The sequence below is a fragment of the Brevundimonas terrae genome (genome assembly GCF_011761985.1).
In the GTDB taxonomy this organism is placed as follows: Bacteria; Pseudomonadota; Alphaproteobacteria; order Caulobacterales; family Caulobacteraceae; genus Brevundimonas; species Brevundimonas terrae.
This window is the reverse complement of sequence record NZ_JAASQT010000001.1, coordinates 110,860-124,504: the sequence shown is the minus strand read 5'-3', so window position 1 is coordinate 124,504 and position 13,645 is coordinate 110,860. Positions and strand designations below refer to the sequence as shown.

General features: G+C 61.7%; 10 protein-coding genes. 5 read left to right on the top strand and 5 right to left on the bottom strand.

The features are described 5' to 3' along the window. Nucleotides 1–11: 11 nt before the first annotated feature. The gene (locus FHS64_RS00535; protein ID WP_208380485.1) at nt 12–1,103 is read left to right on the top strand and encodes a Rieske 2Fe-2S domain-containing protein; all 1,092 of its coding nucleotides are present in this window, start codon (nt 12–14) and stop codon (nt 1,101–1,103) included. After that, on the top strand, nt 1,100–2,611 hold the full coding sequence (locus tag FHS64_RS00530; protein WP_167174117.1) for an amidase: 1,512 nt from the start codon (nt 1,100–1,102) through the stop codon (nt 2,609–2,611). The genes FHS64_RS00535 and FHS64_RS00530 overlap by 4 nt, the downstream gene beginning before the upstream one ends. 3 nt (nt 2,612–2,614) lie before the next feature. Here the strand turns inward: FHS64_RS00530 and FHS64_RS00525 are convergent, their stop codons facing one another. After that, complete coding sequence (locus FHS64_RS00525; protein ID WP_167174114.1) at nt 2,615–3,397, bottom strand: SDR family NAD(P)-dependent oxidoreductase; 783 nt, start codon at nt 3,395–3,397, stop codon at nt 2,615–2,617. A 136-nt stretch (nt 3,398–3,533) separates the two neighbouring features. On the opposite strand from FHS64_RS00525, the gene FHS64_RS00520 reads away from it, so the two are divergent. Continuing rightward, nucleotides 3,534–4,292 carry an SDR family NAD(P)-dependent oxidoreductase gene (locus FHS64_RS00520; protein ID WP_167174111.1) on the top strand — a complete coding sequence of 253 codons (759 nt, stop codon included), beginning with the start codon at nt 3,534–3,536 and terminating at the stop codon, nt 4,290–4,292. Between the two features lie 5 nt (nt 4,293–4,297). Next, the gene (locus tag FHS64_RS00515) at nt 4,298–5,581 is read left to right on the top strand and encodes a spinster family MFS transporter (protein WP_167174108.1); all 1,284 of its coding nucleotides are present in this window, start codon (nt 4,298–4,300) and stop codon (nt 5,579–5,581) included. Nucleotides 5,582–5,667: 86 nt separating this feature from the next. Here FHS64_RS00515 and FHS64_RS00510 read toward each other — a convergent pair whose 3' ends face one another. Continuing rightward, complete coding sequence (locus FHS64_RS00510) at nt 5,668–6,420, bottom strand: SDR family oxidoreductase (RefSeq protein ID WP_167174105.1); 753 nt, start codon at nt 6,418–6,420, stop codon at nt 5,668–5,670. A 129-nt stretch (nt 6,421–6,549) separates the two neighbouring features. On the opposite strand from FHS64_RS00510, the gene FHS64_RS00505 reads away from it, so the two are divergent. After that, entirely contained in the window at nt 6,550–8,670 is a 2,121-nt protein-coding gene (locus FHS64_RS00505; RefSeq protein ID WP_167174102.1) for an oxidoreductase, read from the top strand. 95 nt (nt 8,671–8,765) lie between these two features. Here FHS64_RS00505 and FHS64_RS00500 read toward each other — a convergent pair whose 3' ends face one another. The 3 genes from FHS64_RS00500 to FHS64_RS00490 all read right to left on the bottom strand — a co-directional run bounded on the left by FHS64_RS00500 (nt 8,766) and on the right by FHS64_RS00490 (nt 13,564). Next, a complete protein-coding gene (locus FHS64_RS00500) occupies nt 8,766–11,255 on the bottom strand; it encodes a TonB-dependent receptor (protein ID WP_208380477.1) in 2,490 nt (829 codons plus the stop codon). A gap of 255 nt (nt 11,256–11,510) precedes the next feature. Continuing rightward, nucleotides 11,511–11,972, bottom strand: a complete 462-nt coding sequence (locus FHS64_RS00495) for a DoxX family protein (RefSeq protein ID WP_167174096.1) — start codon at nt 11,970–11,972, stop codon at nt 11,511–11,513. 170 nt (nt 11,973–12,142) lie between these two features. After that, nucleotides 12,143–13,564 (bottom strand): protein adenylyltransferase SelO family protein, encoded by a 1,422-nt coding sequence (locus FHS64_RS00490; protein ID WP_167176160.1) that lies wholly within the window; start codon nt 13,562–13,564, stop codon nt 12,143–12,145. Nucleotides 13,565–13,645: the final 81 nt, after the last annotated feature.

Sequence of the window (13,645 nt, the reverse complement as noted above, 5' to 3'; positions counted from 1 at the left end):
AGGAGAAACCCGTGACCGAACCGACACCTGCTGCCGCCACCGATGCCCGCACCGCTCCGGTAGCCGTCTGGCAAATCCTCGAAAAGCTGCGCGGTCAAGATTTGAAAGACTGGCGCAAGGCCGAGGTGAAGGGACGCGCCTCGGTAGCCGAGCGCAATCTGGATATCGGCTTCCCGTTTGGCTGGTACGCCATCGACCTGTCACGCGATCTGGCCATCGGTGAAGTGAAACCGTTGCGCTATTTCGCCAAGGACTTGGCCATGTGGCGCGGCGAGGACGGCAAGGTCCGCATCATCGACGCCTATTGCAAGCATCTGGGCGCGCATATGGGTTATGGCGGCAAGGTGTACGGCAACCTGCTGGAATGCCCGTTCCATGCCTGGCGCTATGATGGCGAGGAGGGCGTGGTCAAGGAAATCCCCTATGCCAAGCTGATCCCGCCCAAGGTCAAGCGCCGCTGCACGGAAACCTATCCGGTGGTCGAGGCCAATCGCTGGATCTGGATGTGGTACCACCCCGACAATATCGCTCCCCTGTTCGAGGTCCAGCACCAGCCGGAAGCCTCGGACCCCGACTGGACCGATTACGAAATCCACGAATGGAATGTCTGGGGCAATATCCAGAACATGGCCGAGAACGGCGTGGACGTGGCCCACTTCAAATTCATCCACGGCACCGCCAATGTGCCGCTGGGCGAACTGCGCTGGGACGAGTGGGGCCGCGGGGCCGACGTCAAGGCCAAGATGGGCACGCCGTGGGGCGAGGTTGATGGCAGCATCAGCTATGACACCATGGGGCCGGGCCAGAGCTGGACCCGCTTTACCGGCATTTCCGAGACCCTGTTGGTGGCCTGCATCACGCCGGTCGAGTTGGACCACGTCCATGCCCGCTTCTGTTTTGCCCAGCCGCGTTCGCAGGCCGAGGGCGAGCGGGCAGGGGTGGCCAAGGCCATCATCCGCGATATCTGCAAGCAGTTCGATCAGGACAAGGTCGTCTGGGACCGCCAGAAATACGAACCGAACCCGACCATCTGTGACGGTGACGGCCCGATCCCGCAGTTCCGCAAATACTATTCGCGCTACTACGCGACGCCGTCGTCATGATGAGCCGACGCGACCTGATCGCAACCGGAGCCGCTGCGGCGGCTCTGGCTCCGGCAGCGGGTGTTATGGCCGCTCCGGTCCGGTCCGGCAGTCCGCTGGATACGCATGATGCACTGGGGCTGGCGGACTTGGTGCGCCAGCGACAGGTCTCGGCGTCGGAACTGCTGGAAGAGGCCATCCTGCGCACCGAGGCGCTGAATCCGCGTTTCAACTTTATGGCCCAGGAACATTATGATCTGGGTCGCGCGGCCATTGCGGCGGGTCTGCCCGAGGGGCCGTTTTCCGGCGTGCCGTGGCTGGTCAAGGATTTGAACACCACCATCGCCGGTGAAGTGACCGAGAACGGCAGCCGCTTCTATAAAGGCGATCGGGCCAGCGTCACCTCCGAGATCGTGACCCGCGCCCAAAAGGCCGGATTTGTGGTGTTCGGCAAGACGACAGCGCCCGAGTTCGGCCTGTCAGCCAGTACCGAAAACAAGCTTCAGGGCGACACCCGTAATCCGTGGAATCCGGCCCATATTGCGGGCGGATCGTCTGGTGGCGCCGCTGTTGCGGTGGCTGCGGGCGTCCTGCCTGCGGCCCATGCGACCGATGGCGGCGGCTCGATCCGTATTCCGGCCTCGTGCTGTGGCCTGTTCGGCCTTAAGCCCAGCCGTGGCCGTATCCCGATGGGACCAACGCGCACAGAAGGCTGGGGCGGACTGTCGGTCCACCATGCCATTACGCGCTCGGTGCGCGACAGTGCGGCCATCATGGATGCGACGCACGGGGTCGAGCTGGGTTCGCGCTATGCGGCCCCGACGCCGGAAGGGACGTTCTTGTCCTATGTGGACAAGGCCCCGCGTCCGTTGCGGATCGCGCTGATGCTGACGCCCGCCTCGGGTAGTCCGGTTGATGCAGAAGCGGTCGAGGCGGCGCGTGCGGCAGCAAGACTATGCGAGGCCTTGGGCCACTATGTCGAGGAAGCGGCCCCGAAACTGGATGCCGCCGCCATCGGCGTGGCCAGCTTTGTGCTGAGCGCCTCGTCGATTGCGGCGGACCTGCTCGATCGCGCCAAGGCGACAGGGCTGGTTCCCGGACCCGATAATCTGGAAGCGATCACGCTGGCCTTCTTCGGATACGGCCAGCAGACGACAGGAATGGATTTTGCGCGGGCCAATAACACCCTGCAAACCGCCGCCGTCGAGGTCGCCCGCTTCATGCAGTCATATGATCTGATCCTGTCGCCCACCCTTGCGGCACCGCCGCTGGAACTGGGCAGGATCAATCTGTCGCCGGATGTCGATTTTGCCCAATGGGGACAGAGGATCGCGGTCTTCTCTCCGTTTGCGCAACTGGCCAATCTGACAGGGCAGCCAGCCATGTCGGTGCCTTTGGCGACGTCCGCCTCGGGATTGCCGATGGGGGCGATGTTTATGGCCCGCTATGGCGACGAGGCGACGTTGTTCCAACTGGCAGGCCAGTTGGAGAAGGCGGCACCGTGGGCGGATAAACGCCCGCGCCTATAGGCGTCAGTCTTCGCCGAGATCAGGTGCCCACGCCACGCCGTTGATGTGGGCACCGCCATCGACAAACAAGGTATTGCCGGTCAGGTAACGCGCATCGTCACTGGCCAGAAACGCGCAGACGCCACCGATATCGGCATCGGGATCGCCCATCCGGCCCATGGGGTTGGCGGCGCTGATACGCTCGATCATGCCGGGCTGCTGTTCCATGATGCGGCGGGCCGATTGCGACAGGGCGGCAGGACAAACGATGTTGCAGCAAATACCGTAGCCCGCCCATTCGCGTGCCGCCGTGCGCGTCAGGGCACGTAGGGCTTCCTTGGCGACATTGTAATCGGCGCTGCCCATATGGGCGTTCACACCGTTCAACGAGGCCATGTTGATGACGCGGCCCCAGCCCTGCGCCTTCATGTGGGGCAGGGCGCTCTGCATGGTCCACTGGCAGGCATACAGCCCCATTCGTAGGGTGGTGTCGAACTGGGCATCGGTCTTGTTTTCGATGCGGCCAATCCCCTGACCGCGCCATGCATTATTGACCAGAATATCGACCGGGCCGGCCGCCGCCATCATGGCCAGAACGCTGTCCTTGTCGGTGATATCAACGGCGATAAAGCGGGCCTTGCCGCCCCGTTGTTCGATGTCGCGTGCGGTCTGCTCGCCCGCTTCCGTATTATAATCGGCGACAATGACACGGGCACCATCACGGGCCAGACGGTGTGCCACGCCCTGACCAATGCCCTCGGCCGCGCCGGTGATCAGTGCTGTTCTTGTCGATAGGTCATTTCCCATAGGTCGCGCGCCTCCTTCATGCGTCATTCAGTTCGTAATAAAATACGATAATGGCGTTTAGTGTTGCATTTCGTTCGATATATGCGTGTTATCTTGACTTCATAAGAACGCAAAATGCGATGTTTGGGGAGTGAAGATGCGCGGCTTGAAAGGCAAGGTCGGTATTGTCGCCGGTGGAGGTCGCGGTATCGGCGCAGCCACCGCAAGGCGACTGGCCGAAGAAGGCGCCTGCGTTGTTATCGGTGACATAAACGCAGGCTGGGCACAAGAAACCGCACAACTGATCTGTGACGCGGGCGGACAGGCCGTGGGGGTCATGCTGGACGGCACCTCGGCGGCATCGCAGGCCAATATCGTTCAGGCCGCCTTGTCGGAATTCGGCGCGCTGGACTTTTACCACTCCAATCTGGCGGGCGGCACCGAAGGGGATATCGACATCCTCAACTGCACCGAAGAGGTGTTGGACCGTTCGTTCGCCATCAATACCAAGAGCCATTTTCTGGCCAGTCAGGCCGCTATGCCGGTGATGATCGAGCGCGGCGGCGGGGCGATGATCTATACCTCGTCGGGCGCGGCCACCTCGGGCAACCCGATGCAGGTCGCCTATCCGATGACCAAAAACGCCATCCATGCGCTGGTGCGCCATGTGGCCCGCAAATTCGGTAAACAGGGCATCCGCGCCAATGCCATCAGCCCCGGCATGGTGATGACCGAGGCCCTGTCCCAGCATCTGACCGAAGAATACGCGCAACAGTTTCTGGCCCAGTTGCCGCACACCCGCCTTGGCAAGCCCGAGGATATTGCGGGCGCGGTCGCCTTCCTCGCCTCGGATGATGGCCAGTGGGTCAATGGTCAGGTCTGGCACGTCAATGGCGGCTCGGTATTGAGGGATTGATGGATATGGCAACGATACAAACAACCAATCCCCCCAGCAGCAAACTGACCAGTCCATGGCTGGTTCTGGCCATGTTGCTGCTGGTCTCGATTGTGAATTTCGCAGACCGCTTTTTGCTGACCGGACTGATCGGACCTATCAAGGCCGAGTTCGGTCTGGGTGACGGCATGATCGGCCTGTTGATGGGGCCGGCCTTTGTTGTGCTCTATGTGGTGGCGGGTATTCCGCTGGCGCGTCTGGCGGACCGCTGGTCGCGCAAGATGATTATCGCCATCGGCTGTGTGACCTGGAGTCTGGCCACCATCGCCACCGGCATGGCGCAGGACGAGGTCAGTCTGGCTATTGCCCGCGCCGCGGTCGGCATTGGCGAGGCCTCGTTTGCGGCACCGGCCTATTCACTGCTGGCGGCCTATTTCAAACCCGAGCGTCGTGGTCTGGCCTTTGGCCTTCTGGGGATCGCCACCTATGTCGGCCAGATCATCGGTCAGGCGGGTGGTCCGGCCATTGCCGAGATGCATGACTGGCGTGTCGCCTTCTATCTGCTGGGCACGATCGGTATCTTTGTCGGTGTGTTGATGGCGGTTGTAGTGCGCGATCCGGTTCGCGTGGTCAGCGAAACCGCCCCGGCGGTCACGATCCCGATGCTGTCGCTCATCAAGGTCTTGTCCCGCAATGCCAGCTTTGTGCTGATGATGCTGGCCTTTGGTCTGGGTGCTCTGTCGGGCATTGCCTTCGGCTATTGGGGACCCGAGCTGTTCACCCGCAACTATGGTCTGGAGCCGGTTGTGGCCAAGACTGCCTTTGCGGTGAATTTCGGCATAGCCGGCTTGCTGGGCATGCTGTGCTTTGGGGCGGTTTCCGACCGTTTTGCCAAGCGTGACATGGCATGGCCGGTGCGGCTTTCGGCCTTGGCACTGGGCACGGCGACGCTGGTTATTCTGGCTGTGACCTGGTCCAACTCGTTTGCGCTGGCCAAGTGGCTGGCCATTCCGGCGGGCCTGCTGGGCGGCGGCTGGTCGGTCGGCATCTATGCAACCTTGCAATACATCCTGCCGGACCGTTTCAGGGCCACGGCGACGGCGCTGTTCCTGGCCATCACCACCCTGCTGTCCTACTTCCTCGGACCGTGGGTGACGGGCCTGCTGAGCCAAGCCTTTGGTGACGGAACGGACTCGCTGAAACTGGCCCTGACCGTGGTGATCCCGATCGGCTTTATCGCATCGGTCATCGCCATGATTGCCAGCCGCCGGATCGAAAAGGACCGCGCCTTGCTGGAACAGCAGCAATAGGCACCAAGCCGACCCTCTAAAAATAACAGCCGCCTTCCGGGATCAGAAGGCGGCTGTTGTCATTCCAGGCTTTGGTTCGGGGTGGCTCAGGTCGCGGTGGCCCCGCCATCCACCACCAGCGGGTGGCCGGTGACAAAGCTGGCCTGATCCGAACACAGCCACAGAACCGCACCGGCGATTTCCTCGGCGCGGCCCATGCGGCCCATCGGGGTCAGGTTGTCCATGATCTTGCGCATGTCGGGATTGGCCGCCAGCGGAGCCGTCATCGGCGTTTCGATCACACCGGGGCAGACGGCATTGACGCGAATACCCGCCTTGGCCCAGCGCAGCGCACCGTGGCGGGTCAGACCAACGACGCCATGCTTGGTGGCGACATAGGCCGGCTGTCCCGCATTGCCGACCAGACCATTGATCGAGGCGGTGTTGACGATGGCACCCTTACCCTGTTTGAGCATGACCTCGGCCTGTTCACGCATACAGTACATGACGCCGCTCAGATTGATGCTCAGGCTGCGGGCCCAGACGTCATCCTCGTATTCGTTGGCCCCCATCGAGTTGATACCGGCATTATTGTGGGCAAAGTCGAGGCGTCCGTATTCGGAAACCGCCCGCGCCACCAGCGCCTTGACCTGATCGGCATTGGCCACATCACAGTGCTGGAACACCGCCTTGCCGCCCGCCGCCTCGATCAGGGCGACGGTTTCCAGCCCGCCTGCCTCGTTCACATCGGACACCACAACCGCTGCGCCAGAGGCGGCAAATGCGACCGCGGTGGCGCGTCCGATACCGCCACTGGCACCTGTCACCAGTGCGACCTTGCCGTCGAACCCGTAATTCATGGGAAATCCTTGATTTGCGTAGTGAAAGGCATAAAACTTCTCGATAACAACGATCAATAAAGCATGGTGGCGAGGAAATGCGAATGACAGAGGCGTTTAAATTTTCGTCTGTACGGGCGGGGACTGTTCATGTCGGCTGAGTATTCCCGCCTTTTGTCCCCGGGCCGCATCGGCACGATGGAATTGCGCAACCGTATGGTTGTCTCGGCCATGGGTGTCATCCTGTCCGAAGCCGACGGCACAGTCGGCGAACGCATGATGGGCTTTCACGAGGCACAGGCCAAGGGCGGTGCCGGATTGATCGTCTCGGGTGTTGTCGGGGTGGCGTGGCCGGTCGGCGCGGTGGTGCCGCACCAGACCGCCATTTCCGATGACCGCTATCTGGCAGGCCTGAGCGAGATGGTGAAACGGGCGCACTGCCACGGGGCAAAGATCGCCGCGCAACTGCACCATGGCGGGCTGGTGGCCGGATATTCGGCGGGGGAATATGATGTGCCGCTATGGGCACCGTCCTATCCGCCAGCCTTGCAGGGGGATTTCGTCAGCTATTTCCTGCCCGAGGAATTGGCGGCCTTTGCGCCCAAGAAAATGCCGACCATCAAGGTGCTGGAAAAGGCCGATATCGATGTGGTGATCGCCCAGTTTGCAGCGGGCGCACGACGGGCCAAGGCAGCGGGCTTTGACGGCATCGAAATCCATGCGGCCCACGGCTATCTTTTGTCGTCCTTTATCTCGCCCAAGACCAATAGCCGTACCGACGACTATGGTGGTCCGCTGGAGAACCGCCTTCGTCTGTTGCTGGAGGTTATCGCCGCCATTCGCACCGAGGTCGGGGCCGACTATCCGCTCTGGTGCAAGTTGGATGCGTGGGAAGCGGGCAAGGAAGGCGGCATCACCCTTCAGGACGCCATAGCCGCCGCCAAGCTGGTCGAGGCGGCGGGCGTGGATGCCATAACGGTATCCAGCTATCACAATGCGGCGGTTGGAAAACTGCATTCCGGCTCGAACATTCCGCATGTGCCGCAGACCAATATTCCTGCGGCCACCGCCATCAAGGCCGAGGTGGCCATTCCGGTGATTGCGTCGGGCCGTGTCGAGATGGAGGACGCCGAGCGGCACATCGCCAACGGCCAGTATGATTTTCTGGCCATGGGCCGCAAGGTGCTGGCCGACCCGTCCCTGCCGAACAAACTGGCCGAGGCCAAGGCCGATCTGATCCGGCCTTGCGTCTATTGCTATACCTGCGTCAGCGCCATCTATTCGCAAGATCCGGTGCGCTGTGCGGTCAATCCGCAGACGGGGCTGGAATGGCAGCACAAACCCCACCGTATCAGCGGCCAGACCTATGTGGTTGTGGGCGCAGGACCGGGCGGCATGGAGGCGGCTTGTCAGTTGGCCGAGGCGGGCAACCGCGTCACCCTGATCGAAAAGTCGGGCCGTATGGGCGGCACATTGCGCTTTGCCTCGCTGGCCTATCCGGCGAACGAGCGCTTGCTGGACTGGCTGATCGCGCGGGTGAAACGCTCGTCTGTCGAGGTGAGGCTGAACACCGAAGCCACGCCCGAACTGCTGGCGGCGCTGAAACCCGATGCGGTCATCGTGGCCACGGGGGGGCGGCGCGATATGCCCGATCTGGTCGGCAATGACCTGCCGCATGTCTTTAGCGGTGATGACATGCGCAACCTGTTGCTGGCGCAATCGTCGGACGCGCTTAAACGCAAGACCGGCAGCCTGACCCGTCTGGCCACCAAGATCGGGGCCGCTACGGGCCTGACGGACAATCTGGAGTTTGTGCGCAAGGTGTCGCACACATGGATGCCGCTGGGGCACAAGATCGTCATTATCGGCGGCGAGCTGGTCGGGGTCGAACTGGCCGAGTTCCTGTGCGAGCGCGGGCGCGATGTCACCGTGATCGAACCGGCGAGCCATCTGGGCCGCGGGCTGACACTGGTGCGCCGTGCGCGGTTGTTGTCCGAGCTTATGGAGCATGGTGTGCGCCTGCATGGCGGGGTCACCGATATCGCCATCGGCAAGACCGCTGTGACCTTTGGCGACAAGGACGGCAAGGCGCATACCGTGGCCGCCGACCATGTGATCGTGGCTATGGGAGCCAGCGGAGACACCGCACTGGCCGAGCGGATTTCGGCCTTGGGCTATCGCGTCCATGTGGCGGGTGATGCCAAGGGTATCGGCTATATCGAAGGCGCCATTCGCGGGGCCTCCGAGGCGGTGGATGAACTGATCGCCTGAGTGCGGCTACCAGACACAACAAAGCCCGCCGGTTTTCACCGGCGGGCTTTTTATTGGCAGCCGGTGCGGTCATCCGCACCAGCTGTTTTTGTGCCCTAGAAGCGGGCGCTGACCGTGATGCCGAAGGTGCGCGGATCGGCATAATAGCCGCCCGCCAGACCCAGAGCCGCAAAGTCCACGCCGCGCACGAAGTCGTGGCTGTCGGTCAGGTTCTTGACCCACAGGCGGACCTCGCCCTGTGCATTGCCGAAGTTCAGACCATCGACGCCGATCTGGGCGTCGATGACGTTGCGGTCATCACCACGGATTTCTTCGTTGAACGGCACACCGAGGGAGTTGTTGAAGCTCAGCTTGCCGTCTTCATAGGTGTAGCTGAGGCGTCCAAAGACGCGACCGAACGAAACGGGGAACTCCATGTTCACAGCCGCGCTGGCGGTCAGCGGCGAGGTATAGCCCGCCTCCGTGATCGAGGCGACGTTGATCGGCGGAGCGCCCGGAATGACGGACTGGCCGGTCATGAATTCCTGATACTCGATGTCGATATAGCCAAGGTTGGCTTCAACCCAGAAATTATCGTTCAGGATGGCCTGGGTTTCGATGTCGAAGCCCGTATAGGTCACTTCACCGGCATTGCCGACGCGGGTCGCAAAGGTGCCCGGAGGGGCATCGACGCGCGGGATGTTGACGGCCAGATCGGTATAGATGTTGTGATAGGCCGAGGCGTTGAGGCGGAAGCGGCGGTCAAACAGTTCCGACTTCAGGCCGATCTCGTAAGAGATAACGGATTCGGGGTCGAAGCTGGCCAGTTCCTTGGTGCCGGGGATGACCGGATCCTGCGAGTTGAAACCACCCGAACGATAGCCGGTTGCGATGCGGCCATAGACATTCATGTGCTCGCGCAGGTCATAGGCGGCCATCAGGTTCCAGGTGAACTGGTCAAACTTGGCATCGCCATGCTCGGTCACAGCCAGAGGAGCGGCGCCGTTCTGGGTGCGGTTCAGCTCTTTCTTGTCCCAGGTGTAGCGACCCCCTGCGGTCAGACGCAGCTTGCCGTCACGGCCGCCCACATAATAGGTGCCCTGACCATAAAGGGCCGTGCTTTGGCTTTCGGCCTCATAGACCAGCGACGAACGCGTGATCACGGCGCGATAGCGGGCCGGATTGGCGGCCGCAAGCGACGGACCAAGAGCGCCGAAGCTGCCGAGGAAGATGCCGTTGGTGTCCAGAACATAGCCGCTGTTCTGCGGGTTGTTCTCGTTGCCCTTCTCGTGGAAGTAGAAGCCGCCCACGACCCAGTCGAGCGTGTCGGTATCACCGGCGAATTCCAGCTCCTGACTGAACTGCTTGTGCTCGCGCTGGTTCATGGTCTCGAAGAAGGACAGGGTCTGGCGCGGCACCGACTGGCTGGCCAGATAGTTGGCGGTCGCCTGATCGGGAACAATAAAGCCAAGCAAGGATGCCGGCAGGCCGTTCATCAGGGTGGCCTGGGTAAAGACCGGACCGCTAAAGGTGCCCAAACCGTCCAGATCGGTATCGTTGGAGCTTTCCCAGATGCGATAGCCGGTGGTCGATTTGAATTGGAACGCTCCGAAATCGTTCTCGATCTGGAGGTTGTGACCCCAGGTTTCATCGAGCGCCGTATTGGGGCGGTCATTGCACATCTTGTCGCGATAGCTGCGCGTGGGCGCAGAATAGGCGGCGCATTCCGGCTGGGTGAAGGTCACGCCTGCCATATATGGCCCGACCGGTGCCGGCTGGGTAATCAGCAGTTGCTGGCCGTCGATAAAGATGGGCTGGCGCGGCGTGCCGTCACCGACATGGGTCAGCTGGAAGGCCGTGGTGATACCGTCAACCTTGCTGTAATCGAAGATGTACTGGACGCTGGCCGTGCCGCCGAACTCGCGGCGAACCGCAGCGCGGAACGAGTCCGACTTGCGGGCACCGGGGTCTTTGGCATCGTCCGGTTGCAGGATGTTGTCGACCACGCCGTCGCGCTGGCTGTGATTATAGCTGAAGCTGGTCGCAAAACCGGCAATCTCGCCCGGATCGATCGTGGCGCGGACGTTCCAGGCATTATAGTTGCCGTAACCGGCCTCGACCTTGGCGCGGAACTCGTCGGACGGTGCGCGCGAGATGAAGGCGATGGCACCGCCGGTGGTGTTACGGCCGAACAGGGTCCCTTGCGGGCCGCGCAGAACCTCGATGCGCTCGATGTCCATCACATCCAGTGATGCTGCACCCGAGCGACCGATATAGACACCGTCGACATAAAGCCCGTTGGCGCTGTCCAGACCGAAGGACTCACTACCGCCGTTCGAGATGCCGCGCATCGAGATGACCGCAGCCGAGTTGCTGGTGGTGCCCTGCATGATGGTGACGTTGGGGGCCATGCCACTGATGTCGAGCGCGTCGCGCACACCCAGTTGCTCGACCATTTCTGCGTTGAAGGCGGTGATAGCGACCGGCACTTCTTGCAGATTTTGCGCGCGTTTCTGGGCGGTTACGACGATTTCGCCCAGCTGTGTGCTGGACTGTTCCTGCGCGAGGGCTGGACCCGCGAGGGGCAGAACGCTTGCGCTGAGCATCAGCCCTAACGAAGCATATACGTGACGCTTAGGTACCATCAGTTCACTCCCCAATTATATATTATTGGGATAACGATGGCATTTGCGTAGGGATAGTCAACAAATAATACGCATCTGGCAGAACATTGGTCTGATATTTAATGTTCTGCCTGTACGGCGTGGCGCGTTGACAACGCATTGCGGGGGTGGGGCAGGGCGCTGCAACAGCTTCCAAGGACGGGGAGCACCGCAAGGGCGGTGTCCCGGTCTCTTGGCTTAGGCGACGTGACGTGCGGTTTTGAACATCAGGATCGACGCGGTCATGGCCATCAGGGCCATGTTCAGGATCACAGCCAGAATGTCGAAACTGGCCAGATGGTACAGGGTTACAAGGCTCTGGATCGCCAGCAGGCCCAGCGCGCTATAGGTCAGGACAGGCTTGCCGATGGCCCAGCCGATAATCGGGGCCAACATGCCGATGGCCAGTGCAGCTTCGATCGCGCCCACGGCCATGACAAATGACTGTGGCACATGCTCGGCCCAGCCCAGCAATATGGCCAGATGTTTTGGCGGTGCCGTCAGCTTGGCAAAGCTGGCACCGGCATAGAACATGGCCAGCCAGCCCTGAAACGTCCACAGCATGGCATTGGTCCAGATGGCGCGGACACGTTGCTGGCGCGGGGCGATGGCGGGTTTTTCGGTCGCGTTAACGGCCTGAACGCAGGCGGCTTTTTGCAAGCCTGATTTCAGTTTGCCCCAAATGGAAAGGGGTAGGGTGTGGTCCGTCATGTCAGAAACTTGGAGATATATGGTAACAGGTGTAGTTGCTGAATAGCAGGTGGGGTCTGTTACCATCATTTGCAACGGCAAAGCTCTAAAACTGTCACACGATGTGAACGAAGGCGGCTTTACTGCGCGACTGTTGCAAAATCCCACGCCTCGCGCGCGGCCTCCAGACGGGCCAGCTTGTCGTAAAGCGGTTGCCAGTCATCGGTATCGGCAATGGCGTCCCACAGGGCTTCGACCTCGTCGATCAGCATTTCTTCGGGATCGGCCTTGCGGAACATCGGGTGTTCGAGGCGCTCAAAGCGATCCGGCTCGTGTTCCATCAGCGCATAGCGGAAGGCATCGAATGTTTCGCCCTGATAGAGCTTGCCACGCGCACCACCCAGCGCCCGCGCCGCCGACGAGAACCCGCCGAACCAGTCAAAGAACAGAGGCTCCCAGCGCAGGGCCTCGCCCTTTTCACGCAGCAGGGCCAGCGTGCAGTCCAATAGGCGCTGGTCGGCGGCTTCGCCCACCGATTTCACACCCAGACGCATCAGGAAGGCGGCGCGCAGTTCGCGGATATAGGCCGGACCAAAACCGTTTAGCGCGGCGACCAGACCTTCCGGCTCGGCAATCAGTTTCAAACATCCAGCCAGCTGGGTCAGGTTCCAGAACACGGCCTCGGGCTGGCGGGCAAAGGCATAGAGCCCGTCATGGTCGAAATAGGCGGCGGTAAAGCCTGGCTCGTAATGCGGCAGGAAGCGCCACGGCCCGTAATCAAAGCTCTCGCCCGTCACATTCAGATTGTCGGTGTTCAGCACGCCATGCACAAAACCGGCGGCGACCCAGCGGGCGCACAGCTTGGCCTGCGCCTGAACAACTTCGTGCAGGAAGCCTGCGGCATCGCCTTCGGCCAGATGCGGATAATAGGTGCTGCGGGCATGTTCCAGCAGGACGCCCAGCTGGTCGCGGCGACCGTGATAGGCCGCGCGCTGGAAGGTGCCAAAACGGATATGGCTGTGCGACAGACGCACCATGACCGCCGAGCGGGTGGGCGACGGCTCGTCACCGCGTTCCAGTTCCTCGCCCGTTTCCACCAGCGACAGAATACGGCAGGTCGGTACGCCAAGGCTTTCCAGCATGGCCGCAGCCAAGGCTTCGCGCATACCGCCTTTAAGCGTCAAACGCCCATCGGCATGACGCGAGTACGGGGTTAAGCCCGAACCCTTGGTTCCCAGATCAAGTAGTCGGTCTGCGCCGTCGCGCAGTTGGGCGGCGAGAAAACCGCGACCGTCACCAATCTGCGGATTGTACACGCGGAACTGGTGGCCATGATAGGCCATGGCAATCGGTTCCGGCTGGCCGGGCAGGGGCTCAAAGCGCCCGAAATGGGTCAGCCATTCCTCATCCGACAGCGTGTCCAGACCGACCTCTACGGCGGCGCGGTCATGGCGCAGACGCAGCACGGTTTGCGGAAACTCTGCCGAGCCTACCGTTTCGCCGTATTCGGCACCCAGTTGGGCAAAGCGGGGATCGGGGCGGTAGGCATTATTGACGGGCATGGCCCGCAGATGGGCCATCGCAGAGGATTTCGCAACCGCTCAATAGGGGTTGAACCTGCGGGCCAGTGCCGTATTTATAGC